At 68.9% G+C, this 22,458-nt stretch carries 23 protein-coding genes and 1 pseudogene; 8 read left to right on the top strand and 16 right to left on the bottom strand.

Annotated features, from left to right (window positions below; all coding sequences use genetic code 11):
- Nucleotide 1 precedes the first annotated feature (1 nt).
- Genes ACT6XY_RS04560 through ACT6XY_RS04550 form a run of 3 tightly spaced genes read left to right on the top strand, consistent with a single transcriptional unit; the run spans nucleotide 2 to nucleotide 1,994 of the window.
- Entirely contained in the window at nucleotides 2-1,216 is a 1,215-nt protein-coding gene (locus ACT6XY_RS04560; protein WP_444747144.1) for a beta-ketoacyl-[acyl-carrier-protein] synthase family protein, read from the top strand.
- Complete coding sequence (locus ACT6XY_RS04555; protein ID WP_444747143.1) at nucleotides 1,213-1,584, top strand: hypothetical protein; 372 nt, start codon at nucleotides 1,213-1,215, stop codon at nucleotides 1,582-1,584. Before ACT6XY_RS04560 ends, ACT6XY_RS04555 begins: the two co-directional genes overlap by 4 nt.
- Entirely contained in the window at nucleotides 1,581-1,994 is a 414-nt protein-coding gene (locus ACT6XY_RS04550) for a MaoC family dehydratase (protein ID WP_444747142.1), read from the top strand. Before ACT6XY_RS04555 ends, ACT6XY_RS04550 begins: the two co-directional genes overlap by 4 nt.
- A 7-nt stretch (nucleotides 1,995-2,001) precedes the next feature.
- On the opposite strand, the gene ACT6XY_RS04545 is transcribed toward ACT6XY_RS04550, so the two are convergent.
- The 7 genes from ACT6XY_RS04545 to ACT6XY_RS04515 form a co-directional block, all read right to left on the bottom strand.
- A complete protein-coding gene (locus ACT6XY_RS04545) occupies nucleotides 2,002-3,213 on the bottom strand; it encodes an aminotransferase class I/II-fold pyridoxal phosphate-dependent enzyme (RefSeq protein WP_444747141.1) in 1,212 nt (403 codons plus the stop codon).
- 261 nt (nucleotides 3,214-3,474) lie between these two features.
- Entirely contained in the window at nucleotides 3,475-4,293 is an 819-nt protein-coding gene (locus ACT6XY_RS04540) for an SDR family oxidoreductase (protein WP_444747140.1), read from the bottom strand.
- A 78-nt stretch (nucleotides 4,294-4,371) separates the two neighbouring features.
- Entirely contained in the window at nucleotides 4,372-5,163 is a 792-nt protein-coding gene (locus ACT6XY_RS04535; protein ID WP_444747139.1) for an SDR family NAD(P)-dependent oxidoreductase, read from the bottom strand.
- A 17-nt stretch (nucleotides 5,164-5,180) separates the two neighbouring features.
- Complete coding sequence (locus ACT6XY_RS04530; protein ID WP_444747138.1) at nucleotides 5,181-6,464, bottom strand: TRAP transporter large permease; 1,284 nt, start codon at nucleotides 6,462-6,464, stop codon at nucleotides 5,181-5,183.
- Between the two features lie 12 nt (nucleotides 6,465-6,476).
- Nucleotides 6,477-6,992, bottom strand: a complete 516-nt coding sequence (locus ACT6XY_RS04525) for a TRAP transporter small permease (RefSeq protein ID WP_444747137.1) — start codon at nucleotides 6,990-6,992, stop codon at nucleotides 6,477-6,479.
- 75 nt (nucleotides 6,993-7,067) lie between these two features.
- The gene (locus ACT6XY_RS04520; RefSeq protein WP_444747136.1) at nucleotides 7,068-8,063 is read right to left on the bottom strand and encodes a TRAP transporter substrate-binding protein; all 996 of its coding nucleotides are present in this window, start codon (nucleotides 8,061-8,063) and stop codon (nucleotides 7,068-7,070) included.
- 150 nt (nucleotides 8,064-8,213) lie between these two features.
- The gene (locus ACT6XY_RS04515; protein WP_444747135.1) at nucleotides 8,214-9,572 is read right to left on the bottom strand and encodes an NAD(P)H-dependent oxidoreductase; all 1,359 of its coding nucleotides are present in this window, start codon (nucleotides 9,570-9,572) and stop codon (nucleotides 8,214-8,216) included.
- Nucleotides 9,573-9,822: 250 nt separating this feature from the next.
- Here ACT6XY_RS04515 and ACT6XY_RS04510 point away from each other — a divergent pair, with 250 nt between their 5' ends.
- On the top strand, nucleotides 9,823-10,755 hold the full coding sequence (locus ACT6XY_RS04510) for a LysR substrate-binding domain-containing protein (RefSeq protein WP_444747134.1): 933 nt from the start codon (nucleotides 9,823-9,825) through the stop codon (nucleotides 10,753-10,755).
- Here the strand turns inward: ACT6XY_RS04510 and ACT6XY_RS04505 are convergent.
- Nucleotides 10,728-11,207, bottom strand: a complete 480-nt coding sequence (locus ACT6XY_RS04505; protein WP_444747133.1) for a DUF2938 domain-containing protein — start codon at nucleotides 11,205-11,207, stop codon at nucleotides 10,728-10,730. The genes ACT6XY_RS04510 and ACT6XY_RS04505 overlap by 28 nt on opposite strands.
- A gap of 164 nt (nucleotides 11,208-11,371) precedes the next feature.
- Nucleotides 11,372-11,854, bottom strand: a complete 483-nt coding sequence (locus ACT6XY_RS04500; RefSeq protein ID WP_444747132.1) for a nuclear transport factor 2 family protein — start codon at nucleotides 11,852-11,854, stop codon at nucleotides 11,372-11,374.
- Between the two features lie 434 nt (nucleotides 11,855-12,288).
- Here ACT6XY_RS04500 and ACT6XY_RS04495 point away from each other — a divergent pair, with 434 nt between their 5' ends.
- The 4 genes from ACT6XY_RS04495 (at nucleotide 12,289) to ACT6XY_RS04480 (ending at nucleotide 16,768) form a co-directional block, all read left to right on the top strand.
- The gene (locus ACT6XY_RS04495) at nucleotides 12,289-13,626 is read left to right on the top strand and encodes an ABC transporter substrate-binding protein (protein WP_444747131.1); all 1,338 of its coding nucleotides are present in this window, start codon (nucleotides 12,289-12,291) and stop codon (nucleotides 13,624-13,626) included.
- A gap of 136 nt (nucleotides 13,627-13,762) precedes the next feature.
- On the top strand, nucleotides 13,763-14,746 hold the full coding sequence (locus ACT6XY_RS04490) for a carbohydrate ABC transporter permease (RefSeq protein WP_444747130.1): 984 nt from the start codon (nucleotides 13,763-13,765) through the stop codon (nucleotides 14,744-14,746).
- A complete protein-coding gene (locus ACT6XY_RS04485) occupies nucleotides 14,743-15,657 on the top strand; it encodes a carbohydrate ABC transporter permease (protein ID WP_444747129.1) in 915 nt (304 codons plus the stop codon). Before ACT6XY_RS04490 ends, ACT6XY_RS04485 begins: the two co-directional genes overlap by 4 nt.
- A 13-nt stretch (nucleotides 15,658-15,670) precedes the next feature.
- Complete coding sequence (locus ACT6XY_RS04480) at nucleotides 15,671-16,768, top strand: ABC transporter ATP-binding protein (RefSeq protein WP_444747128.1); 1,098 nt, start codon at nucleotides 15,671-15,673, stop codon at nucleotides 16,766-16,768.
- Here ACT6XY_RS04480 and ACT6XY_RS04475 read toward each other — a convergent pair whose 3' ends face one another.
- From ACT6XY_RS04475 to ACT6XY_RS04445, 7 genes and pseudogenes are all read right to left on the bottom strand, one after another.
- The gene (locus ACT6XY_RS04475; RefSeq protein WP_444747127.1) at nucleotides 16,769-17,317 is read right to left on the bottom strand and encodes a hypothetical protein; all 549 of its coding nucleotides are present in this window, start codon (nucleotides 17,315-17,317) and stop codon (nucleotides 16,769-16,771) included.
- An 89-nt stretch (nucleotides 17,318-17,406) separates the two neighbouring features.
- Nucleotides 17,407-17,814 (bottom strand): peptide-methionine (R)-S-oxide reductase MsrB, encoded by a 408-nt coding sequence (gene msrB / locus ACT6XY_RS04470; RefSeq protein ID WP_444747193.1) that lies wholly within the window; start codon nucleotides 17,812-17,814, stop codon nucleotides 17,407-17,409.
- A 68-nt stretch (nucleotides 17,815-17,882) separates the two neighbouring features.
- Nucleotides 17,883-18,734 (bottom strand): sulfite oxidase heme-binding subunit YedZ, encoded by an 852-nt coding sequence (locus tag ACT6XY_RS04465; RefSeq protein WP_444747126.1) that lies wholly within the window; start codon nucleotides 18,732-18,734, stop codon nucleotides 17,883-17,885.
- 335 nt (nucleotides 18,735-19,069) lie between these two features.
- A complete protein-coding gene (locus ACT6XY_RS04460; protein WP_444747125.1) occupies nucleotides 19,070-19,672 on the bottom strand; it encodes a nuclear transport factor 2 family protein in 603 nt (200 codons plus the stop codon).
- 93 nt (nucleotides 19,673-19,765) lie between these two features.
- Nucleotides 19,766-21,217 (bottom strand): aldehyde dehydrogenase, encoded by a 1,452-nt coding sequence (locus ACT6XY_RS04455; protein ID WP_444747192.1) that lies wholly within the window; start codon nucleotides 21,215-21,217, stop codon nucleotides 19,766-19,768.
- 414 nt (nucleotides 21,218-21,631) lie between these two features.
- Nucleotides 21,632-22,060 (bottom strand): annotated as a pseudogene (locus tag ACT6XY_RS04450) (ABC transporter ATP-binding protein); the annotation flags it as partial.
- Nucleotides 22,053-22,458: ATP-binding cassette domain-containing protein (locus tag ACT6XY_RS04445; protein WP_444747124.1), on the bottom strand; the 406-nt coding region annotated here is incomplete at its 5' end. The pseudogene ACT6XY_RS04450 and the gene ACT6XY_RS04445, both read right to left, overlap by 8 nt.

Genomic DNA, 22,458 nt, shown 5'->3' with positions numbered 1-22,458 from the left:
CGTGACGTCCCGCTCCGTCGTCGTCACCGGTCTCGGTGCGCTCACCACTGCCGGCAAGGGGGTCGAGGCCCTCTGGAGCGCGGCGGCGGCGGGCGTGTCGGGCGTCAAGCAGATCGTGCTGGACTACGAGTTCGGCAACAACCTGCGCATCGCCGCCCAGGTCCAGGACTTCGACCTCGAGCGCTTCTTCCCGCACCTGAAGACCTCGTTCTTCGATCAGGTCACGCTGATGGCGCTGATCGCCGCCGATGAAGCGGTGAAGGATGCGGGCCTCGCCGAGGCCCTGCCGCTCGGCCCGCGCACCTCGGTGATCGTCGGCACGGGCATCGCCAGCCTCGGCACCATCGAGGCTGCCTCGCGCAACATGGCGCTGACGCAGAAGCGGCCCGACCCGCTGACGGTGCCGCGGGCGATGATCAGCGCCTCGGCCTCCAATGTCGGCCTCGTCTTTGGCTGCACGGGCACCACGTTCGCGGTGTCGAGCGCCTGCGCCTCCTCCGCCCAGGCGCTCGGCATCGCCTTCCACATGGTCCGCGCCGGCCTCACGGACCGCGCCATCGTCGTCGGCGCCGAGGCCATCATCACGCCGGGCGGCATGAAGGCCTGGGAAATGCTGCGCGTGCTGTCGCCGCAGCTCTGCCGGCCCTTTTCGCGCGGGCGCAACGGCCTCCTGCTCGGCGAGGGCTCGGCGGCCCTGGTCATCGAGGCCGAGGAGGTCGCCGCGGCGCGCGGCGCCCGCATCCGCGGCCGCATCCTCGGCTACGGCACCACCAGCGACGCCAAGGACATGCTGAAGCCGGACGTCGGCGGGGCCGCCGAGGCCATGGCCCTGGCGCTGGCCGATGCCGGTCTCGCTCCCGAGGCGGTCGGCTACGTCAATGCCCACGGCACGGCGACCATCCTCAACGATTCCACCGAGAGCGAGGCCCTCGGCCGCGTCTTCGGCGAGCGGCTCGGCGCCCTGCCGGTCAGCTCCACCAAGCCGATCCATGGCCACACGCTGGGCGCCGCCGGTGCCATCGAGGCGGTCGTCACCATCCGGGCGCTGGAGGAGGGCTTCGTGCCTCCCACCATCAATTTCCTGGAAGCGGACCCGGCCTGCCCGATCGATTGCGTCGCCAATGTCGGGCGCAAGCACGCCTTCGACGTCGCCCTGACCAATTCCTTCGCCTTCGGCGGCATCAACGCCTCGCTGGCCATCGGCCGGGCGGCGTGAGCCTCGTCGGCGCGACCCGCCAGGCCGCCCTCGACGTCGTCGCAACGGCCGACGACGTGGCGGCCTTCGCGGAAAGCCTCGGGCTCGCCGCCAGCGGACGCACACCGACCACCTATCCGATCCGCTGGCTGACCCGGCCCGAAGTGGTCGATATCGTGCGCGCGCTCGCAGCCGACAGGCCGGGCTCTCTTCCCGTCCATGAGTTGCAGACGGTGGAGGCGATCGCCGACCTCCCCCTCGACCGACCGCTGTCGCTGACGCTCGAGGTCCGGCGGACGGACGAGATCCATCTCTCCCTCGACGCCATGGTCAGCGATGCCGCGGCGCCCGTGGCGCGCCTTCACGCCGTGCTGAGGCTGGTACCGTGACGGCCGCTGACCATCCCCTGCCCTTCGGCACCGTGTTTCCCGACCGGCACTTTCCCGCCGTCGACATGGCCATGGTGCGGCGCTACGCGGCGGCGTCCGGCGACGACAATCCGATCCACGTGGACGAGGCGGCAGCGCGCGCCGTCGGTCTGCCCGGCGCCATCGTGCAGGGCATGCTCCTGATGGGGCTGGCTGACACGGCGCTCGCCGGATGGCTGCCGCAGGGCACCTGCGCCAAGCTCTCCAGCCGCTTCGCGATGCCGGTGGCGGTGGGCACGGCGGTGACGATATCGGCGCGGGTGGTGCGGGCGGATCATGCGGAGGGGCGCGCCCGCGCGACCCTGCGCATCTTCGTCAAGGTTCCCGACGGCAAGGCGGCGGCGCTGGCGGAGGCCGTCGTCCTGCTGTGAGGCGGGATCAGGCGGTCTGCGCCATCTGCGACAGGTCGCCCAGAATGGCGAGGAACTGGTCGATGTCGGCGTCGGTGTGGGCGGCCGAGACCGAGTAGCGCAGCAGCACCTCGCCGCTCGGGGTCGCCGGCGGCACGAGGATGTTGACGTAGATGCCGCGCTCCAGCAGCTCGCGCCAGAAGCCGAGACCCTGGACGAGGCCGCGCATCTTGATGGCGCCCACGGGACCCGGGGCCGCGCACATGGAATAGCCGAGGGCCTCCACGCCGGCGCAGAAGCGCTCGGCCTTGCGCCAGAGGTCGGCGCGCCGCTCCGGCTCACCGGCGATGATGCCGATGGCGGTGCGCGCCGAGGCGACGACCGCCGGCGGCAGCGAGGCCGTGTAGAGGTAGGACCGGGCGAGGAAGCGCAGCGCCTTCAGCGCCGGGTGGCTGGTGACGCAATAGCCGCCAATGACGCCGACCGACTTGGAGAAGGTGCCGACGACGGCATCGACCAGATGTTCGGCGCCCTGGGCCTCGGTGACGCCGCGGCCGGTGGCGCCGTAGAGGCCGAGGCCGTGCGCTTCGTCCACCAGCACCAGCGCGCCGTGCTTCTTGGCGACGGTGGCGAGATCCTTCACCGCGCCGAGGTCGCCCCAAACCGAATAGAGGCCTTCGAGCACGACGAGGGTGCGCGAGGGCGGCACGGTCGCTTCCGTCAGCATGCGGTCGAGATCGGCCGGGTCGTTGTGGCGGAACGACTTGAAGGTGGCGCCGCTGGCCCGGCAGGCATCGATGATGCTGGCGTGGCAGAAGGCATCGTAGAGAATGAGGTCGCCCTCGGCGGCAAGCCCGCCGATGGAGCCGAGATTGGCCATGAAGCCGGTCGAGAAGACGATGGCGTCCGGCCGGCCGTAATAGGCGGCGATGGTGCGCTCGAGCTCGGCGTGGCCGGCCTGGTTGCCGCTGGCGACGCGGGAGGCGGTGGAGCCGGTGCCCCAGGTCCTGAGGGCGGTCTCGGCGGCGGCGATGCAGCGCGGGTCGAAATTGAGGCCGAGATAGCTGTTGGTGCCGAACAGCGTGGTGGGCCTGCCCTCGATCACGGCCCGGACCGGACTGTCGAAACGGTCGATCTGGATCTTCAGGGGATGGGTCGCATCGCCCACGGACCGTTCGAGAATATCGCCGAGCGATGCGACGCGGCGCAGGATCCCGGTGAGTTGGGCGGTCGCGGCCACCGTTTGCGATCCGCCTTCGGGATGCACCGTACTATCGGACATGGAACAGCTTTGCTTTCAAGGGTCACCGAACCGTCAAAGAGGCGGTTCAGTCGCTATAGTTGGCTTGGCGGTCGCGAGCAAGCCTCGGGCCAAGAAGGGACCCGCCTTTCAGCCTCCCGGGCGCAACGATCAGAAACAATAAATTCGCCTGTCCCTTCAAAATTTTAGGCGGATGCCGGGAGCCGCGCTGCGGCGCCGCCGATCACGCATCCCGACAGATCATCTCCCGAGACCAAAATAACGTGACATCCCCCACTGGAAAATGCCGCCGGGGACCACGCCGCGCGACGCCACCATGACCCGCTGCGCGAAGGGACCGACCACGTGGCGGGGCCCCCGCCGCCGGTCCTCGACGATCGCCGCGACGAGGGCGGCGACGCCCGCGGCGGGCGCGCCGGCCCGCTCGTCCCGCTCGTACATGGCGACGACGCGGGCGCAGGCCGCGGCATAGGGCGAGGCGGGATCGCGCGAGCCGGCCGTCCTGACGCGATTGTCCACCACCGGCGTCGCAGTGTCGCCGGGCGCGACCAGCGCCACGGTGACGCCGAAGGCGGCGACCTCCTGGGCCAGTGCCTCGGTCAGGCCTTCGAGAGCGAACTTGCTGGCGGAGTAAATCCCCTGGAAGGGCATGCCCACCCGCCCGGCGAGGGAGCCCATGTTGACGATGGTGCCCGATCCCTGGGCACGCATGCCCGGAAGAACGGCGCGCGCGAGCCGCATGGCGCCGAAGACGTTGGTCTCGAAGCTGAGCTGCGCCTCGGCCAGCGAGGTGTCCTCCACGGCGCCGGACATGACGAGCCCGGCATTGTTCACCACCGCGTCGATGCGGCCGTGGGAAGCGAGCACGCCGGCGACGCAGGCGGCGACGGAGGCCTCGTCCGTGACGTCGAGCACCGCCCAGGTCCAGGCTGCGTCGCCGGGGCTCTCGCGGCGGCTGGTGCCGACGACGCGGTGGCCGCGGGCTGAGAGGTGCTCGGCCGTGGCGCGGCCGATGCCGGAGGAGGCCCCGGTGACCAGAACGACTTTCGACCCTGCCATGGCGGCTCCCCTCGCGGATGCTGAGGGCTCCTTACCCCGCCGCGGCGGCGTGCGCACCCCCTCGCCGGCGGGAGCGGCTCAGGCGCAGCGGGCGGTGAAGCCGCCGTCCACCGGCAGGCAGACCGCGTTGATGTAGCTCGCCTCGTCGCTGGCCAGGAAGACGGCGGCGTTGGCGACGTCCCAGCCCGTGCCCATGCGACCCATCGGCGTCGCCTCGTGGCGCGCCTTCACCATCTCGTCCGGCGAGGCGTACTGGACCGAAATCTGCTGGTAGATCAGCGGCGTGTCCATCAGGCCCGGCAGGATGGCGTTGCAGCGGATGCCGTCGCGGGCATATTGCAGCGCCACGCCCACCGTGAACTGGTTCACCGCGCCCTTGGCCGCGTAGTAGCTCGTGTAGGGGTATCCGACATAACGGATGCCGGCCGAGGACGAGATGTTGGTGATGACGCCCCGGCCGCGGGCCTGCATCGCCGGGATCACCACCTTGCAGGCGAGGAACATGCCGGTGACGTTGAGGTCCATCTCGCGCCGCCACTCGTCCTCGGAGAGGTCCGGCGGGCCGCCCATCTTCGCGTGGCCGACATTGTTGTGAAGGATGTCGACGGGGCCGAAGAGCGCGGTGGTGCGGGCCACCACGTCCTCCACCTCCAGGAGCTTCGTCACGTCGCAGGCGAGCGCCTCGGCCGTGCCGCCTTCGCCGCGGATGATGCCGACCGTCTCCTCCGCCGCCGAGCGGTTGATGTCGACGCAGACGACCTTGGCGCCTGCCCGCGCATAGGCTACCGCCGAGGCCTTGCCGTTGCCCCAGCCGGGGCCGACGGAGCCGGCGCCGAAGACGAGGGCGACGCGGTCTGCGAGTCTGGTCATGGTCGTGCTCCGGTCGGTCAGCCCAACACCAGCCTGGGCAGCCACAGGACGGTGGCGGGAAAGACGGTGATGAGGACGAGGATAATCAGGCCGACGGCGAGGAAAGGCAGGACCTCCCTGACCACCGCCTCGATCCGCACATTGGCGAAGTTGCCGCAGATGTAGAGGAGGATGCCGACGGGCGGGGTCAGCAGGCCCAGCATCAGGTTGAAGACCATGACCAGGCCGAAATGGACGAGGTCGATCCCCGCTGCCTCGACGATGGGGATCAGCACCGGGATCAGGATGATCATGGCGGCAATGGCCTCCATGAAGCAGCCGACGATCAGCAGCAGGATGTTGATGAGGATCAGGATCACCAGCGGATCGGAGGAGATGCCGGAGATCCAGGCGGCGATGCTCTTCGGCAGACCGCTGACCGCCATCAGCCAGCCGAAGCCCGAGGCAAAGGCGATGATGATCATGACCACGGCGGTGTCGAGCGCCGTCTGGACGAAGATCGGGCCGATATTGCGCCAGGTCAGTTCGCGGTGGATCACCATGCCGACGAAGGCGGCATAGAGCACGGCGATGGCGGCGCTCTCGGTGACCGTGACGACGCCACCGGTGATGCCGACGAGGATCAGCACCGGCATGAACAGGGCCCAGCCGGCCTGTCCGGCGGCCGATACGAGCTGGCGCAACGGCACGGCCTCGTGCCTCGGGTAGTTCCGCTTCTTGGCGATGAAATAGACGACGATGCCGAGGCCGACCCCAAGCGCGATGCCGGGCACCACGCCGCCGAGGAACAGGGCGGCGACCGACACGCCCTTGCCGACCGACAGGCCGTAGATGACGAGCGGAATGGACGGCGGGATGATCGGGCCCATGACGGAGGCCGCAGCCGTGACCGAGGCGGCGAAGCCCGGGTCATATCCCTGCTTCTTCATGCCCGGGATGAGCACCTTGCCGAGGGCCGAAGCGTCGGCGACCGCCGAGCCCGAAACGCCGGAAAACACCATGCAGGACATCACGGTGGTCAGGCCGAGGCCACCGGTGAACCGGCCGACGCAGGCATTGGCGAACTTGACGATCCGCTCGGTGATGCCGCCGACATTCATCAGGTTGCCGGCGAGGATGAAGAAGGGGATCGCCAGCAGCGAATAGGAATCGGCGCCGATCAGGGCACGCTGGGCGAAGAGAGAAAAGGGCAGGGTCCCGTGCCAGGCGATGGCGAGGATCGTCGCCAGACCCATGGCGAAGGCGATCGGCAGGCCGATCGTCAAGAGCACGAGGAAACCGATCATCAGCACGCTGGCCATGGCGACGCTCCGTCAGAGGTGGACGTCGCCCTGGGGGACGCGCTTGGAGGGGTCGACGATCTTCTCGACCCAGTAGAGCAGGATCAGCGCCGCTGAGACGGGCGCGGCGGCATAGAAACTGGCCGGCGTGATCTCCAGCGCGCCGAAGGTCTGCGCGAGGTTGTCGATGGAGAGCTTGCCGCCGAACCAGAGGAGCATGGCGGCGAAGACGAAGATCAGCGCCTGGTTGATCCAGTAGATCACCCGCTGCAGGGGGCCGGGGAGCATCATCACCATCATGTCGATGACGATGTGGATCATGCGGCGGTAGAGCACCGCCGCGCCGAGGAAGGTGACCCAGACGAAGAGGATGCGGCTGACCTGCTCGGTCCAGGAGAGCGGCGCACCGAGCACGTAGCGGTACCAGACGGCGACGACGGTGATCGCGACGATGGCGGCGATGCAGGCCCCCGCCGCCACGGCGCTCATGCGCTCGGTGGCGTCGCAGACGGCGCGCAGGGGGCCGGCCCGTTCGGGTGGCGGCGACATGGCATTTCCCGGTTGAGTGAGGCGCGGAGGCGGGCGGTGCCGTGGCATCCGCCCGCCCGAAGGATCAGGGCCCGATCAGGCGATGGCGCCGATCTGCTGCACCCACTGCTTCACATGGGCGAACTCGTCCTCCATGCCGCGGAGCGTGGCGCGGAAGGCGTCCTTGTCGACCGGATTGATGGCGATGTTCTTCGCCTTGACGAGGTCGAGGATGCGGGCGTCGTCCGCGATCACCTTGGGCCGCAGCTCGTTCTCCATGTCGCGGGCGGCCTGGTTCACCGCCTTGCGATGGGCCTCCGAGAGACCGGCATAGACCTGCTCGGACAGGACGATCTGGTTGTCCTGCATCATGTGCTCGGTCAGCGCGAGGTTCTTGTTCACGTCGAAGATGCCGCCATTGTAGGTCAGCGCCATCGGGTTCTCCTGCCCCTCGATGATGCCGGACTTCAGGGCCTGGAAGACTTCCGGCCAGGGCAGCGGCGTCGGCGAGGCGCCGAAGCGCTCGAAGGTCCGGCGCCACAGCGTCGTCTCCGGCACGCGGATCTTGAAGCCCCTGAGGTCGGCGGGCGTGCGCACGACACGGTTGGAGGAGAGGAGCCGCGGCATGCGCGGGATCGATCCCACCGGGCGCAGCTTGGCGACCTTGGCGACGTCGTCGCCATAGGCGCCGATGACCGAGGTCATCACCCGGTCCTTGTGGGCGACGTCCTTGAACAGATAGGGGAAGGTCCAGACGTCGGCCGGGCGATACCAGCCGGCGAGAATGGAGGCGCCGGGCGAGGCGACCTGCACGGCGCCCTGGAGAAGCCCCTCGACGTGCTCGCGCTCGCCGCCGAGCGAGCCGGCATGGTGGGTGGTGGTGGTGATCTGGCCCTGGGTCAGCTCGCCGAGGCGCTTGGCGAAAAAGTCCAGCGACTGGGCGATGAAGTCGGTCGGCGGCGTGGCGCTGGCGCCGATCCAGTTGAGCTTCTGGGCGCGCAGCACGGCCGGCATGGCGACGAGGGCGGTGCCGGCGGCGAGGCCGCCGAGCACGGCGCGGCGGGATGCACGGATGCGGTCGAAGGTGGTCATGGATTCCTCCTTGTTCGGGTGCGGCCCGCTTGCCGGGCTCTGCTGGTCGTTTCCTCGGGATGCCGGCTTGGCCGGTCTTGGTCTGGCGCCGGTTGTCCGGTCATGCGTATGTCTCGATGTCGGCGCCCGGCAGACCGGGCGCCGCATTGGTCAGGCCACCTTGGCGTTCGGCTTGGCGAAGGCCGCCTCCATCTCGCGCCGGACCTTCACGGCGAGGCTGTCGGCGTCATAGGCGACGTCCGACCACTTCAGCCGCTGGCCGGCCTTGATGGCATTCTTGAGCTTGACGTTGTGGGCGAGGCCGAGGGGCAGGTAGCCCTGCTCCAGCGAGGCCTCGGCCGGAGTCTGCTTGCCCCAGACGCAGAAGCCGCCCTCGCCGTCCAGCATCTCGCCGGGAGCGAGGTCGCGCTTGGCGGTGGCGACCACGTCGGAGTTGAAGCAGATCGCCGCGCCGGTCGGCTCCTTGCGCAGGGCCGCGGAGGCGACGGAGTAGCCGAGCTCCAGGCCGATCATGTGGATCGGCCGGTAGAGGCAGGAATACTTGCCGGACGAGTCCTGCAGCATGGAGTACTCGCGGAAGCACTCCTGGCTGTAGGCGCTGTCGCTCTCGAAGACGACATAGGTGCCCATCACCAGCGAATGCGGGACGTCGGTGCCGTCGCGATAGACCGAGGAGGTGACCTCGGTGACGCCGGCCTTTTCGAGGACGCCGCCGGCCGAGCGCGGCTTGCAGATCTCGGCATGCTCGAAGCGCGTCGCCGGCGGGAAGGACAGGCCCTCCGCCTGGGCATGGAGGCCGGTGGCGTTGCACACCGCCGTCATCTCGATGCCGGACTTGGTGCCGTCGACGAAGGAGTTGAACATCTTCGGGTTGATGGAGTTCCGGTCGCGGATCTTCATGTACTTGTCGAGGATGTCCCACACCGTGTCGGGCGTCGACTGGTGGTAGGTCGGGTGGTAGCGCGTGCCCTTGCCGGCGGCGACGACGCGGAAGCCGCAGGCCCGGGCCCAGTCGACGTGGTCGGCGATGAGGGCGGGCTGGTCGCCCCAGGCGAGCGAATAGACGACACCGGCGGCCTTCGCCTTGCGGGCGAGGATGGGGCCGGCCACCGCGTCGGCCTCCACGTTGACCATGACGATGTGCTTGCCGTTGTCGATCGCCTTGATGGCGAAGCGGATGCCGGCACCGGGATCGCCGGTCGCCTCGATGATGACCTCGATGGCGGGATGGGTCACCAGCAGGTCGGCATTGTCGAGGATGGCGGTGCGGCCGGTCTTCAGCGCGTCGTCGATGGAGGCGGCGGAATACTGCTCCGCAGGCCAGGAGCCCAGCTTGAGCTGGGCGCGGGCGCGATCCGGATTGAGGTCGGCGACGCCGACCAGGTGCATGCCCTCGGTCAGGCGGCACTGGCTGGCGAACATGGTGCCGAACTTGCCGGCGCCGATGAGACCGACGGTGACGGGCCTGCCGGCCGCCTTCCGTTCGAGAAGCATCCGATGGAGATTCATGCCGTCGTCCTCTGACAGTTCCGAAGTCGGCGCGGGCGCCCAGACCGTCACGAGCAGGCACAGGATGCGGGACAAGCTGCGGCGCGCCCCGTGGCGCGCGCTGAACGCCGCATCGCGTGCGGCACCCGGATGGCTTCCTCCCCGCGACCCTGTTGACCGGGCCGTCGACGTGTCTTGAGGAAACGCTAACGCGGATGTGAATTTCACGGAAACGAAATAAACTGCTGAAATCGATGAGGAGGATTCACCGATGATCCGGGGCATGCCGCCGCTGAAATGCCTGCAGACCTTTGCGGCGGTGATGGACACCGGCACCTTCGCCCGGGCGGCCGAGCAGCTGAACGTGACGCCCTCCGCGGTCAGCCACCAGATCCGCATGCTGGAGGACATTCTCGGCAAGCCGCTCTTCGTCCGCCGCAACAGAACGGTGCAGCCGACGGAGGATGCCGTGGCCTATGCCAATGCGCTGGGCGAAAGCTTCACCCGCATCGCGGTGGCCACCAGCCGCTTCTCGTCGGAAGGGGCGGTCCTGCGCCTGATGCTGCATTCGGCGCCGAGCCTGGCGACACTCTGGCTGGTGCCGCGTCTGGCCGCGTTCCGTTCGCGCCACCCGGACATCGACCTGACGCTGTTCGCCGGGCATGAGCCGGCCAAGCTCGGCGACGACGGCTTCATGATCGACATCCAGTACAACCGGCCGGTGCCGGAGGCCTGCGAGGGACTGGTGCTGTGCGAGGAGACGGTGATGCCGCTCGCCAGCCCCGCCTTCGTCGCCCAGCACCGGCTGACGCGGGTCGAGGACATCAGCGCGATGCCGCTCATCCACTCGGTGCGCAGCGTGGTGCAATGGGACCAGTGGATCGCCCGCCATGCGCCGCACGTCATGCTGGCGCGGCGCGGCATGACCTTCGATCGCGCCTATCTCGGGCTGATGGCGGCCCGCGACGGGCTCGGCCTCATGCTGGAATCGACGCTCCAGGCCGGCGGCATGCTGGCTGCCGGCGAACTCGTCGCACCGTTCGGGCCCCTCGGCGTCACCGCCGTCGCCCATCGCCTCGTCTACCGGCGCGAGGATCGCGCGCGCCCGCAGATCGAGGCCTTCGTCGCCTGGATCACCGAGGAGATGGCGGCGGACAGGGCCCGCGGCGAGGCGCCTCAGCGGGTCGCGAGGGCGGCGAGGTAGAGGCCGAGACCGAAGACCGTGTGGCCGAGGATGTTGAGCATCCGGATCTGCATGGCGTTGTCGCGCTTAGACGCGGCGATGCCCGCGCCCATGCCCGGCTGCAGGATGAACCAGCCGCAGCCGATGGTGACGTATCCGACGATGAGGGCGGGAACGAGGGTCGGGACGCGCGCCCAGCCGAGGCCCCAGATGGCGAGCAGGGCGACGGCGAAGGCGATGCCGACGGCGTAGTGGAAGATCCAGCCGATGGCGCGTTCGTTCGGTACCGGGGCGGCGCGGCCGATGTCGTCGTGGACGAACCTGCCCTGCGGCAGATGACCGACCCAGCGTCCGACCATGCCCCAGTTGGGCGGAGGGACGGCGAAGGCGCGGTGGAGGAAGAGCGCCCAGAGGTCGAGGAGGGCGGTGGCGGCGACGCCGAGCACGATGGATCGCCAGATGAATTCGACCATGGAAGACACTCCCCCGATCCGCGCTCTCACGGCGCGGCGAGGGGGCAATCTGGACGATCGCGGGACCGGCGAGAAGCGGGGTCGACGCGGATGGCAGGGTTGCGCGGCGGGATGTGGCCCGGCACGCGGAGGACCTTGAGCCCCCATCTCCGCGCGCCACCGCCTCACGCCAGGTGGCGCTTCATCTCATCGCGCGCCTTCAGCGCCGCGCCCTGCCGGCCGAGGATCTTCACGATGCGCTCGGGGGCGAAGCCGAGATCGACGAAGGCGGGACCGGTGTCGGCCACCTCGCGGTAATCGGCGATCCGGCCGCCCTCGAGCCGGATGATGGCGACGCCCTCGAACAGGACCCTTCCGCCCTTCGCCTCCGGCAGCAGTGAGCGGTAGGAGAAGGTGTAACGGGCGTAGACCAGGCGGCCGTCGCCGAGGGGATCGTGAAAGTCCCAGCGGAAATCCTCGGCCGTGCGATAGAAAACGTCGTCGATCATGGAAGCGATGGCGTCGGTGCCGCGGAAGGCTCCGTAGAAGACGTCGTGATAGACGCCGTCGGGTGTGAAGAGGGCGGCAAAGGCACGCCCGTCCCGCCGGCCAACGGCAACGCGAAAGGCCTCGAGAAGGGCTGCGGGTTCGGCGTGCGGGGCAGTCATCGGGCTCCTCCGGCGCGGCCGGCGTCGGGGCTCGGCCGGCGTCGTCCGATAGCATCAGAAGACATCCGCGCTGTCGACCCGGCGCTCCGGGGCGTGTCGCCGCCCCGCGACACCCGGGAGAACCCGCATGCATTTGCTGCATCGCACAGGCAATTGTGACGACCAAGCCACTGTTTCCATTGATTCCGCAATGCACACGGCGGGCCAATTGTATGATACAGGACCATGATTGTTGTGCACCTGCGAAGCGATTTCTTCGCTTGGCACAGTATCCGCGTCTTTGACTAAATCGATTTTTGTTGTTTACTGCCGCGAACGCCCAAGCCGGCATGCGGGCGGCACGGCCCTGGCCTGCCGCACACGCCGAACGAGGCCGGCACGGCGTCCAACTCTGCGCGGCCCCCTGGCCGCGTCAGCCTTCGGGAGGATCAACCATGCGCAGACAGACAATGAGCCGTCGCCGGTTCCTGGCAGCGACGGCGATCACCACCACGGCGCTCGCCACGCCTTTCGTGCGCCACGCCCATGCCGCCGGCAAGCTCTCCATCGGCCTGTGGGACCACTGGGCTCCCGGGGCCAACCGGGCCTCCACCGAGGTGGCGCAGGCCTGGGCCGCCAAGGAGAAGGTCGAGCTGACGATCGACTACATCCCCTCGCAGGGTAACAAGAACCTGCTCACCATCGCCGCCGAGGCACAGGCCAAGTCCGGCCACGACATGCTGGCCATGCCGACCTGGTGGCCGCAGGCCCATGCCGACCAGCTCGAGCCCTGCAACGACATCATGACCCAGCTCATCAGCCAGAACGGCGAGGTGAACGAGACGGTGCGGTATCTGAACAGGGCGGGCGACAAGTGGCTCGGCGTGCCCTCCACCATCGGCTCTCAGATCAAGGGCCCGTGCTCGCGCATCGACCTCCTGAAGCAGCACGCCGGCATCGACATCCAGGCGATGTATCCCGCAGGCGCGGCACCCAAGGCCGACGGCTGGAACATGGAGGCCTATCTCAAGGCGGCGGAAGCCTGCCACAAGGCGGGCGTGCCCTTCGGCGTCGGGCTCGGCGACACGACGGATTCCGTCGACACGGCGGGTGCCTTCTTCCTGTCCTTCGGGGCGGCGCTGGTCAATGCCAAGGGCGAGCTGACGGTCAAGTCGGACCCGGTGCGCCAGGCGCTGGAGTTCTGCGTCAAGGCGGCGAAGTTCTATCCGGCCGACGCGCCGGCCTGGGACGACGGCTCCAACAACCGCTGGCTGGTCTCCGGCCGCGGCGCCATGATCATGAACCCGCCGAGCGCCTGGGCCGTGGCCAAGCGTGACGCGCCGCAGATCGCCGCGCAGTGCTGGACCCACGGCATGCCGGCGGGGCCGAAGGGCCGCTACGCGCCGTTCCTGCCCTATTTCTGGAACATCTGGTCGTTCTCGCAGAACAAGCCGGCCGCCAAGAGCCTGCTCGTGGCCCTGTCGCAGCCCGACGCGGTGGCGAAGTTCGTGGCGGCCTCGGCCGGCTACGACATCCCGTCCTTCGAGAAGCTGACGACCCTGCCGACCTGGGCCGAGGAAGGGCCGCCGAAGGGGACGCTCTACCACTACCCGAACCCGCACAACCACCAGACGCTCTCGATCGCCGCCTCGCCGGCGCCGCCGAAGATCGCCCAGCAGATCTACAGCCAGGCGACGCTGACGAAGATGATCGTCCGGCACCTGCAGGGCGAGCCCATGGAGCGCACGCTCGCCTGGGCCGAGAGCGAGGTGGAAGGCTTCCTGCGCGGCTGAGCCGCGACGGGTCTCAAAGCCCCGGGGGCGCCGGCCGGCGCCTCCCTGACACGACGACGGCGGCGCGCCCGGCGCGCCGCCGCACGGCAGCGTCACCCCATTTTTCCGCACCATCCTCGCGAGGCGGCGACACCTGATGGCCGATGCAGTCCTTTCCTCCGATCCTCCACGACGGCGCGTGATCGCGCGGCCGAACGCGGTCCGCCGCTTCTTCCAGCGCAAGTCGACGGTCGCGTTCCTGATGGCGCTGCCGCTGATCCTCTTGATCTTCGGCCTCGTCATCTACCCGGCCTTCTACGCCATCTACCTGTCGACGCTCAGGAAATCGATGACGAGCGTGGCCTGGATGCGCAACTGCTCCTGGCTGCCGGACGTGATCTGCACGCACATGCCCTTCGGCAACATGCAGTTCCTGTTCACGCGCGAGACCTTCTGGAAGGTCGTCTACCAGTCCTGCCTCTTCGCCATCACGGCGGTCATCTTCAAGGCGCTGATGGGCTTCATCCTCGCCCATTTCGTCCACAACATCCCCGCCAAGGGCCAGCGCAAGTGGCGCGGCATGCTGCTGATCCCCTGGGTCATCCCGCCGGCCATGTCGACGCTCGCCTGGCTCTGGCTCTTCGACCCGTCCTACAGCGCCTTCAACTACGTGCTGACCGGTGCCGGCTTCGACCGCATTCCCTGGACCGGTGACGCCAGTTGGGCGCGGTTCTCCGTCATCCTCGTCAACATCTGGGTGGGCGCGCCCTTCTTCATGATCATGTATCTGGCGGCGCTGAAATCGGTGCCCGACCAGCTCTACGAGGCGGCCGCCATCGACGGCGCCAACTGGTGGCAGCGCATCTGGTACGTGACGCTGCCGATGATGCGGAACATCATCGCCATCACGGCGCTGTTCTCGACCATCGTCACCTTCGCCAATTTCGACATCGTCCGCGTGCTCACCGCCGGCGGTCCGCTCGACCAGACCCATCTCTTCGCGACCTGGGCCTTCAAGCTCGGCATCGAGGGCGGCGACATCCCGCTCGGCGCATCGGTGTCGCTGTTCATGGTGCCGATCCTGGCGGTCGCGGCGATCTTCATCCTGCGCGACATCAACCAGCGGGGGAACGAGGCATGACCACGGCGACCGTCACCGACAAGGGCGCACCCTCGCGCAACAAGGCCTACGGCTCGATGAGCCGCGACCGGACCTGGGCGCTGCGCTGGTCCTACTTCTTCCTCGTGATCTTCGCGGCCTTCTTCCTCCTGCCGCCGATCTACATGTTCATCACCTCGCTGAAGACCAGCGCGGAAATCTCGGCGGCGACGAACCCCTGGTGGGTCTACAATCCGACGCTCGCCAACTACGTCGAGCTGCTGACCAAGCCGGAATATCTCGTCTTCTTCCGCAACTCGGTGGTGGTCTCGGCCTTCGTCGTCACCATCACCATGCTGATCTCGATCCCCGCCGCCTTCGCCCTGTCGCGCATGCGGTTCTGGGGCTCGGCGACGCTCGCTACGGGCGTCTTCCTCACCTACCTCGTGCCGGACACGCTGCTCTTCATCCCGCTGTTCAAGATGTTCGCCGTGTTTCACGAGTGGACCGGCATCCAGATGCTGAACCGCTGGTGGGTGCTGCTCGTCGTCTACCCGACGCTGACCGTGCCCTTCTGCACCTGGATCATGATCGGCTACTTCGCCTCCATCCCGAAGGAGCTGGACGAGGCGGCGATCATCGACGGGGCCTCCTGGTTCCAGACGCTGACGCGCATCTTCATCCCTGTCGCCCTGCCCGGCATCATCGCCGCCACCATCTTCGCCTTCACGGTGAGCTGGGCGCAGTTCCTCTATCCCCTGGCCTTCACCACCTCCGTCGATCAGCTCGTGCTGCCCGTCGGGATCATCACCACGCTGATCCGCGGTGACGTTTTCGCCTGGGGCCAGATCATGACGGGGGCGCTGCTCGGCGCGCTGCCGCCGCTGATCATCTACGCCTTCCTCATGGACTATTACATCGCAGGCCTGACCGCCGGCGCGACCAAGGGCTGACGGGAGACAGGACATGGCAGGAGTAACCCTCAGGAACGTCGTCAAGCGCTACGGCGACGTGGAGGCCGTGCGCGGCATCAACCTGGACATCGCCGACGAGGAATTCGTGGTGCTGGTCGGCCCTTCCGGCTGCGGCAAGTCGACGACGCTGCGGATGATCGCCGGGCTCGAGGACATTTCGGACGGCGATATCGCCATCGACGGCGACGTGGTCAACGACGTGCCGCCGAAGGACCGCGACATCGCCATGGTGTTCCAGAACTACGCGCTCTATCCGCACATGACGGTCGCCGAGAACATGAGCTTCGGCCTGCGGCTGAAGCGTTACCCGAAGGCGGAGATCAAGACGCGGGTGGACGAGGCGGCGCGCATCCTCGACATCAAGGAACTGCTGGAGCGCAAGCCGAAGGCGCTCTCCGGCGGCCAGCGCCAGCGCGTCGCCATGGGGCGCGCCATCGTGCGCAACCCCAAGGTCTTCCTCTTCGACGAGCCGCTGTCGAACCTCGACGCGAAGCTGCGCGTGCAGATGCGCACCGAGATCAAGAAGGTGCACCTGAAGGTGCGCACCACCACCGTCTACGTCACCCACGACCAGGTGGAGGCGATGACGCTCGCCGACCGCGTGGTGGTGATGAACCACGGGCGGATCGAGCAGATCGGGCCGCCGAACGAGCTCTACCACCATCCGAAGACGCGGTTCGTTGCCGGCTTCATCGGCTCGCCGGCGATGAACTTCATTCCCGTGCAACTGCGGGCGCGGGAGGGCGGGCTCGACCTTGCCATCACCGACAGCATCGTGCTGCCGGTGCCCCCGGCCAGGGTGGAGCGCTACAAGGGTTTCGCCGGGCAGGCCGGGCTGGTGCTGGGTCTCAGGCCCGAGCACATCACCGAAACCTCCGCCACGATGGAGCCGGGCGTCGCGCCGTTCAACATCACGCTCGACGTCATCGAGCCGATGGGCAACGAGACGCTGGTCTATTTCACCCTCGCCGGAGAGGCCATGTGCGGGCGCGTCAGCCCGAATGCCGGGGCGGCCGACGGCCAGCCGATGCGGCTCGCCGCCAATCTCAACCACATGCACCTGATGGATGCGGCGGGTATGGTGCTGTGATCAGTAGAACTGGTCGATCGCCATGGCGCAGAGGATCGAGACCGCGAGCGCGAAGTCGATGAGGCGGCGCCGCGGCGAATAGCGCATCAGCATGCCTGACAGGGCGACGCAGAAGGCGAGCAGGCCGCTCAGGGTCGACAGGACCATGAGGCGCAGGTCGAGCAGGAGCGCGATGGCGAGGAAGCTCGCCACCGCGACGAGGCCGGATATGACGATGGCGAAGAGGCCATAGGCCCCGGATATGTCGACGAAGCGCAGGAAGGCGCGGCGCCAGGCCGGGATGTTGCGGGCGGGGACGCTGACGTCGTAGAGCGCGCCGAGCGCCCGGCCACTGGCGAGGAAGGCGAGCGCCGCCGCGCCGGGCATCAGCGCCAGAAGGGCGAAGCGGCGGTCCGAGGCGATCTTGTCGATGCCGACGACCCGCTCCACGAAGCCGAAGGCCGTGAGCAGCACCGAGCCGATGGTGAGCGCGCTGGCGACGATGACCCGTGCGACGTCGATCAGCGCCTTGTCGCGGTCGAAGGGCGGCGGGGCGGCATGCGCGGACATGGACGGTGGCCTCGGCTCGGGCAGGTTGCGGCGGGAGCCCACGGGGCCCCGTCGCAGCCTCGCCGTTCCGGCTTAAGGTCCGGTTTCCGTCAGGCCGGCCGGAAGTTCAGCGCCACGCCGTTGATGCAGTAGCGCAGGCCGGTGGGCGGCGGGCCGTCCGGGAACACGTGGCCGAGATGGCCGCCGCAATTGGCGCAGTGCACCTCGGTGCGCACCATGCCCCAGGAGCGGTCGACGGTCTCCTCCACCGAGCCGGGCAGCGGCTGGTCGAAGCTCGGCCAGCCCGTGCCGCTCTCGAACTTCTTGTGCGAGACGAAGAGCTCCTGCCCGCAGCCGGCGCAGGAGAAGGTGCCGGCGCGCTTCTCGTGGTTGAGCGCGCAGCTTCCCGGCCGCTCCGTGCCGTGGCCGCGCAGCACCTGGTACTGCTCGGCGGTGAGGATGCGGCGCCATTCCTCGTCCGTCTTGGTCACGGGGAAGGTCTTGGTGGCAACGTCCATCGTATGGTCTCCCTTCGGTGCGAACCGGCCGGCGAGTTGCTGCAGCAGTCCCATGGCGGCGTCCTCCCTCAGCGTGCGGCGACGGCGGCGCGCCGGGCCCGCGGTGCCTCGCGCCGGCCGCGAACGAGGCCGACCAGCGCGAGGGCGAGGCCGGCGAGCACCACCCAGAGGGCGGGCCTCAGTCCGAAGGCGACGTCGAGATTGGCGTAGAGGATCCGCGAGGCCATGACGCCGGTCATGGTGGCGTACCACAGCGCCTCGAGCAGCGCGGTGGCGACGCCGGATATGATGGCGAGGCCGGCCAGTTGCAACGGGCGGACCGCGACGCCCCAGGCCCGCATCAGCCGGAACCCCATCAGCCAGACGAAGAAGCCGAGCATCAGCACCGGCTGCGACACGTCGATCTTGGTCTGCAGGAAAAAGTGCCAGATGGCGATGAAGGCGATGGGATAGGTGAGGAGATGCAGCCGGTTCCAGGCGGGGCTGCCGAGCCGGCGGATCATGGCGTCGGTGGATGTGGCGGCGAGGACGACGAGCCCCAGCACGCCGACGAAGCCGATGGTGAGGTAGAAGCGCAGGATGATCTCGCTCGCCACCTTCTGCAGGTCGAAGGCCTGCTCGACCACGTAGAAGAGGAGATGGGCGACGGCATAGACCGCGGCGGCGACGCCGACCATGCGGCGCACGAGGATCAGCTTCGGCCAGTCGGCGATGAAGCGCAGCGGCGTGACGAGGAGCGAGACGAGCAGCAGCCGCACCGCCCAGTCGCCGGACTGGTGGATGGCCGAGGTGATGGGCTTGGAGCCGAGCGTGCCCGTGGCCGCCTGGGCGGCGATATACAGCCCGGGGGCGAGAACCCCCAGGAAGACGGTCAGCTTGAGGACGGAGAGGCGTCCCGCCCGGTCGTTCCACGGCAGCATGCGGCATCCTTCGACGGTGATGTCATGCCATACGCGACGGGACTGCAAGAGGTTACAGGCGACGGCCTCACGTTGAAGTGAGGGTGAGGGGTTCGAGGCAGTGGGGTGCGGTGATCCACGCCGCGACCGCAGGCGGGCTCGTCGGGAAACCATGCCCCACCCGCACCCTCCCCTTCTCGCTGATGCTCGAAGGAGAGGGGACTACGACCGACCGTTTCACCACCAACCCTGGCGCCAGGCGCGACGGCCGGCGACGCAGCGGGACCTGGTAGTCCCCCTCTCCCCGCCTGCGGGGAGAAGGTAAGGGTGGGGGACTAAGCGACCCTCGACTGCCCTCAGTCCGCCGGACCGCCCTCCAGCCAGGCCTTGCCGCGGCGGTAGAGGGCCTCGACCTCGGGACCCCGCAGGCCCGGCATGTCGCGCTTCACCGTGTAGCCGATCTTGGTCTGGATATAGGCGAGGTGCCGGTAGCCCTCCGGGAACTGCGCCAGCAGGTCCGGGTCCAGCGACAGCTTCGCATCGGGGAGCACCGGATCGAGCCTGTCCTTCTCGTAGATCGGCTGGCGCAGGACGACGCCCCAGCGCCCCTGGCGCTTCTCGATGAAGTCGTAGAAGCGGCCGGTGCAGACGACGTCGCAGAGGACGCCGTCGACGGGCCCGCGCTGCGAGATGGTCATCTTGGTCTGGGCGATGGCGCGGTCGCCCGTCCGGTCGACGGTGGTGCCGCCGAGGAAGTGCAGGATGGAGACACCCTTGGCCCAGCCCTCGCGGCTGGCGCGGATGAAGTCAGCCGCCGGCCCCTGGTACCAGGTCGCCATCATCCGCCCGTCGTCGTGCCAGCAGGTGAGGAAGCGGTCCCAGTCGCCGGCGTCGCGCCACAGCGCCCAGTTCTCCACGAGGTCGCGGATGGCGAGGCGTTCGATGATGTCTTCGGTCATGGGCATTTCCGGTCGAATGGTGGCAGAGATCTATTCGGCTTCCATTTCGTCACGCCCGGGCTTGTCCCGGGCATGACGTGCTGAAAGGCCCCCTCAGAACGGGTAGTGGCGCGGGCCGGTCTGGATGGTGATCCAGCGCAGCTCGGTGAAGGCGTCGATGCCGGCCTTGCCGCCGAAGCGGCCGTAGCCCGAGGCCTTGGTCCCGCCGAAGGGCATCTGCGGCTCGTCGTGCACGGTCGGCGCGTTGATGTGGCAGATGCCGCTGTCGATGCGCTTGGCGACCCCGAGGGCACGGCCGATGTCGCGGGAGAAGACCGCGGCGGAGAGGCCGTATTCGGTGTCGTTGGCGACGCGGATCGCCTCCTCGTCGCCGCTGACGCGCACCACCGTCACCACCGGGCCGAAGCTCTCCTCGCCGTAGATGCGCATGGCGGGCGTCACCTTGTCGAGAATGGTGGCGGGCATGACGGTGCCCTCCAGCGAGCCGCCGGCGGCGAGAGACGCGCCCTTGGCCGAGGCATCGTCGATGAGCGTCTTCACCCGCTTCGCCGCCTCGGCGGAGACCATCGAGCCGAGCACGACGTTGCCGGAGCGCGGATCGCCGAAGGGCAGCGACTTCGCCTTGGCGGCGAACTTCTCGACGAAGGCGTCGGCGACCTTGGCGTCGACCACGATGCGCTCGGTCGACATGCAGATCTGGCCCTGGTTCATGAAGGCGCCGAAGGCGGCGGCGTTCACCGCCTCGTCGAGGTCGGCGTCCTCGAGGATGACGAGGGGCGCCTTGCCGCCGAGTTCGAGGAGCGCGGGCTTGAGGTAGCGCGCCGCCGTCTCGGCGATGATGCGGCCGACATGGGTGGAGCCGGTGAAGTTGACCCGCTTCACCGCACGGTGGGCGATGAGGGTCTCCACCACCTTGGCGGCATCGGCCGGGGCGTTGGTGACGACATTGACGACGCCGGCCGGGAGACCCGCGTCGCGCATCACCTGGCCGATGAGCTGGTGCGTCGCCGGGCACTGTTCGGAGGCCTTGAAGACCACCGTGTTGCCGCAGGCGAGAGGCATGGCGATGGCGCGCACGCCGAGGATGACGGGAGCGTTCCACGGCGCGATGCCGAGGATGACGCCGACCGGCTGGCGGATGGCGAGGGCCAGGTTGTGCGGCTTGTCGGTGGGGATGACGTCGCCGGTGATCTGGGTGGTCATGGCGCCGGCCTCGCGCAGCATGCCGGCGGCGAGGCCCACGTTGAACAACGCCCAGCCCTTGGTGGAGCCGGTCTCGGTCATCATGGCGCTCGCGAAGTCCTCGGCGCGCTTCTGCATCAGGTCGGCGGCGGCGTTGAGCTTGGCGCGCCGCTCGTTGGGGCCGAGCGCCGACCAGGCCGGGAAGGCCGCGGCGGCTGCATCGACCGCGGCGACGGCGTCGGAGACGGTGGCGGCGGCGGCGCGGGTCGCCACTTCGCCGGTCATCGGGTCGAGGCGGTCGAAGGTGCGGCCGTCGGCGGCGCCCATCTCGCGGGCATCGATCATCAGGTTGACGTGTTTCATGGAACTCTCCGGAGACGCGGGGGCGGCACGAACGGCCGGGGCAGGAACGGGAGCCTCGCCCGTCGCGGGCAAGGGCGGGGGCGAGAAGATCGGCGGCGGAGCGACGTCGGTGCCATCATCGTTGGCGGCGACGGCAGCGCCGCCGAGATAGGCGGCGGCGACCTGCGGGTCGTTGGCGAGATCGCCGGCCAGCCCCTCGCCGACGATGCGGCCGTTGGCGATGAGATAGGCGCGGTCGGCGAGCTTCAGGCACTTGCGGGCGTTCTGCTCGACGATGAGGATTGCCATGCCGCGCGCCTTGATGGCGGCGAGCCCCTTGAAGAGCTCGCCGGTCATCACCGGCGACAGGCCGAGCGAGGGCTCGTCGAGCATGAGGAGGTTCGGCCGGCTCATCAGCGCCCGGCCGATGGCGACCATCTGCTGCTCGCCGCCCGACATGGTGCGCACCTGCTGCGACAGGCGCTCGGCCAGGCGGGGGAAGAGCGCCAGCACGTCGTCGAGGGTCGCCGCCTCGTGGGCGCGGGCGCGCTTCGGGAAAGCACCGAGCATGAGGTTCTCGCGCACGGTGAGATCGCCGAAGATGCCGCGCCCTTCCGGCACCAGGGCGATGCCCTGCTCGACGATGCGGTGCGGGTCGGCGGCGCGGATGGAGAGGCCCTCGAAGGTGATGGAGGTCCCCTGCCCCGCCGGCATCAGCCCGGCGAGCGTCTTCAGCAGCGTCGTCTTGCCGGCGCCGTTTGCGCCCAGGATGGCGACCGTCTCGCCGCGGCCGACATGGAGCGCGACGTCGTCGACGGCCCGGTGGGGCCCATAGGAGGCGGAGAGGCGGGCGACCTCAAGCATCGTCGTCGTCTCCGAGATAGGCCTTGATGACGCCGGGATCGGCCAGGGCCTCGGCTGGCGTGCCCTCGGCGATCTTGGTGCCGGCATTCATCACGATGCAGCGGGTGCAGAGCGCCCGGATGGCGTCCATCACGTGCTCGACCATGACGATGGTCAGGCCGTCGCGGGCGAGCGAGGCGATGAGGGCGATGCCCTCCTTCAGTTCCGTCGGGTTGAGGCCGGCGAGCCACTCGTCGAGCAGCAGGAGCTGGGGATGGGCGGCCAGCGCCCGGGCAAGCTCCAGCCGCTTCTGGTCGATATAGGTCAGGCTCGCGGCGCGTTCGTCTGCGCGGGCGGCGAGGCCGACGCGGGCAAGCAGCGGCAGGGCCCGCTCGGCCGCCTCGGCCGGGCCGCAGGGC

The organism is Phreatobacter sp., from assembly GCF_052440005.1.
GTDB lineage: Bacteria > Pseudomonadota > Alphaproteobacteria > Rhizobiales > Phreatobacteraceae > Phreatobacter.
Note: the sequence above shows the minus strand (reverse complement) of the source record. Positions and strands in the feature narration are given on the sequence as shown.